The sequence below is a fragment of the Paraburkholderia sp. EG286B genome (assembly GCF_040965655.1).
GTDB lineage: Bacteria > Pseudomonadota > Gammaproteobacteria > Burkholderiales > Burkholderiaceae > Paraburkholderia.
Map to the genome: position 1 here is coordinate 1 of NZ_JBFRCF010000083.1, position 3,261 is coordinate 3,261.

2 protein-coding genes and 1 pseudogene are annotated in these 3,261 nt (G+C 58.7%); 2 read left to right on the forward strand and 1 reads right to left on the reverse strand.

Features of this window, described 5'->3' with window-relative positions:
• Positions 1–126 precede the first annotated feature (126 nt).
• Positions 127–279, reverse strand: a pseudogene (locus tag AB4Y42_RS43610) (IS6 family transposase); the annotation flags it as partial.
• A gap of 1,493 nt (positions 280–1,772) precedes the next feature.
• Here AB4Y42_RS43610 and AB4Y42_RS43615 point away from each other — a divergent pair.
• Positions 1,773–2,189, forward strand: a complete 417-nt coding sequence (locus AB4Y42_RS43615; RefSeq protein WP_368697801.1) for a 6-pyruvoyl tetrahydropterin synthase family protein — start codon at positions 1,773–1,775, stop codon at positions 2,187–2,189.
• Complete coding sequence (gene queE / locus AB4Y42_RS43620; protein WP_368697802.1) at positions 2,165–2,872, forward strand: 7-carboxy-7-deazaguanine synthase QueE; 708 nt, start codon at positions 2,165–2,167, stop codon at positions 2,870–2,872. Before AB4Y42_RS43615 ends, queE begins: the two co-directional genes overlap by 25 nt.
• The last annotated feature ends 389 nt before the right edge of the window (positions 2,873–3,261 follow it).

Here is a 3,261-nt window from a genome sequence, read left to right on the forward strand (position 1 = left end):
AGCCCGACGCACAGGCTCACCATCCTGACGCAGACATCGCCGGTCGATCGCGACCGTCGCGATGCAGCTACGCTCGCCCGCTGGTTGCGAACGATTCTACATTCGGTGTGGAGAATTCATCGCTTACCGTTTGATGGCGCGATGGTCCTGCTCGATGATGTCGTTCAGGTACTGGTTCTGTCGGACCTTGATCGGCGTGGGCCGGTCGGCACTGAGCGCTTCGAGCGCAGCCGGATTGGCGCCACACCTGTCCGCGGTAACCGTTTCGGGCTCACCGTTCAGCTCTGGTGCAAATGGGTAGCACACCACAACTTGCTGATCTGGCGCAATGGGTCAATTGATGCGTCTTAGCGTACGCTGAACGTGGGCACTCGGGGTGGCTCAGATACTTGGTCCTCCGGATACTGAGCCGACGCCGCTCAGCGCGTAATATCGAACTGGAGCACGAACCGCTCGAAAGAAGGATTTCGGAGCTTGCCAGCAATGGGACGCGCTCATTGATGTTTATCAAGGGCGCATACTATTGCGCCTGGCACAATAGAAGAAAGGCAAGATGTACTGCCAATAGGTACTCCGCATGAACAATGCATTACTCTTCCGAGTGACATCTGAACTGCAGGCGTTCGAACGTCAGTGCATGACTGGCACCGGAGAGCGATTTCCAGTGCATTCTGTAGGGGCCGGAACAGAGAGCGAATATCGATCTCTCTTCCGGTCATACCGACGTTTCAGGCATCTAACGATGTGGCTGGTGGCGCGACTGATCACCGCGCAAAGCGACACAATTAACCCTCGACTTCGTCGGTGCAGATATCGACCAGTAGCCAGGAAGGAAGGCGTGCCGAACGGCGCAGGTCTCCCCGTCGAAAAATGCGAAACGACCTACCCGTCGGAAATCTTCCGCGACGTGATCGGTAGAGGCGCAGAGAATGGATGCGAACATGTATAGGTTTGGATTCGAGTCGAAACATGAACTCGTCTCGCATCGAACGCAGACCACCCATCGTCGCGAGTTTGAGATTTACACCGACTTGCCCAGCGTCGACGCGTTCATTGACCACCGCGTCGAACTGACGTGCGTGCCGACGCGCAACGCATTCTTTCTTCCTCGCGTTCGCGACGAACCAAGCCGTGGCGCTTGACTGCTCCACAATGGTGATCGGCGTTTGCAAGGTGGATAACCTACAGAACCCGGATTTTTGCGATCACTTCATCCGGGTTTCCCCATCGAGACGACCCTGACGCACATGAGCAAAGGCGCAGAGAATAGGGGCGCGCAGTTGATACCGGGCGCGCTTGCGTGTTGCCACGCAGCGGCACCGCGCGTCGCGTCGCGAGGATGTACGTGCGGGAGGCGGTTCAGAGGCTGCTACCGGCCGCACGCGATCGTCACCAATTTTCCAGGCGTGTGGCCTATCGATAGGTTCTATCCGATCGGCCCACTCACAACTCGCCTGATGCGCTCGCATCACTTGACCTCGGGCACGGGCACGCATGGATTGGAATATACCCGGTGACCGTCTGATCGGCGTGTCGGAACTCAACCGACCGATTGGGTGATCTCGCACGGGCAAATTTCGGGGGAAACCGGAATGCAGCTGACCGCGAGATGGTGGAAGTGGCCACGCCGCAGCCCATGGGCGTTCGGATTCGCGCGGTGTGTATGACCTACGAATTCACCATGACGACCGGCCGGCGCGCGGCTTCCTGGACGATCGAAAAGCCGCACGCGCCGTGTTCCCGAAAATCGCACGAGAAGAAGGGTACTGACCATGCTACAGGCTGAGCGCTTTCACGACATTTCATGTGGGCACCGTGTCTACGGCCATGAAGGCAAATGCAAGAACCTGCATGGACACAACTACCGCATCCACTTCGTTTGCGAAGGCGCCTCGCTTGACGACCTCGGGCGCGTGATCGACTTCGGCGTGATCAAGACGCTGTTGTGCAACTGGGTCGAAGACCACTGGGACCACCGCATGCTGCTGTGGACCGAGGATCCGTTCTATGCCTACTTGCGCGATATCGATGCGTCGGTAGTCAGGGTACCGTTCAATCCGACTGCCGAGAACATGGCACAGTGGCTGGTGACCGTGCTCGGCCCCGACGTACTGGAAGGCACCAATGTACGATTGACGGAAGTACGAATTGAGGAGACACGCAAATGCAACGCGACGTACCGGCTCTAGCCGCGCCATCCGTTGACGCCTATCCCGTCAACGAGATAGTTGAATCATTGCAGGGCGAAGCCTGCTTCACTGGCACACCGTCGGTGTTCGTTCATTTGCAAGGGTGTCCGGTCGGGTGCCCGTGGTGCGACAGCAAGCACACGTGGCACCTGTCCCTTGAGCGGGAAATCAGCGTCAGTGCAATGGGCGAGAAAAGCGCGCAGCCCTGCGACAGCTATGCGTGGTATGACGTGCACACGCTGGCCAATATCGTGCGGTCGGCCGACGCAGAGCACGTGGTAATCACCGGCGGGGAACCGTGCATTTATGACCTGCGTCCACTGATCGCGAAGCTCGAAGCGTGGCATCACCGCGTACAGGTCGAAACCTCGGGCACTTACGTGCCGCTCGTCACGCCTACCACGTTCGTCACCGTCAGCCCGAAGTACGCGATGCCGGGCGGACGCCCGGTCCTCGAAGAGGCGCTGACGTGCGCGAACGAGATCAAATACCCAATCGGCGAGCGGCACGATATCGACATCGTGCTTGAGAAACTTGACCCGATCCACCAGGCGCGCGGCACCCCGATCTGGTTGCAGCCGCTGAGTCTGTCGTCCCACGCCACAGGTATCTGCATCCGAGCGGCGCAACGCTACGGCTGGCGCGTCTCGTTACAGACGCATAAATTCGTCAACATTAGGTAGGGTCGACATGCCGGTCCGCGAAGGGGACACGATCGCTCGCATGTGGGTCCGCGACAAGCTCGCTGCCGCGCCGATGTTCAACGGAAACAGGCGACGCGATCCTGTACGTCCTGGTCGGCGAGATATGCAGAACTGCGGCGCTTGTTAGCCTTCATCCAGAATTGACCCACCGAAGATCAGAATTCGGTGAATGCCAATCGAGTGAGGTCTGCGGCATCAAGGCCCCTGACCACGATAAGCGTTTATGCGCTGCAGAGCATAAGTGCTTTTAGGCACAGTTCCCGATTACGCTCAGCTCGACGGCTGGCGACCGAGGACTATGGGTCGCCGGCAACGGAACTGTAGATAATCAGAGCTGCTGAAGGAAGGCGAGCACGCTATCGGAAGGC

Coding starts and splice junctions, on each gene's coding strand:
- AB4Y42_RS43615 (WP_368697801.1), top strand. CDS start 1,773: ATGCTACAGGCTGAGCGCTTTCACGACATTTCATGTGGGCACCGTGTC.
- queE (WP_368697802.1), top strand. CDS start 2,165: ATGCAACGCGACGTACCGGCTCTAGCCGCGCCATCCGTTGACGCCTAT.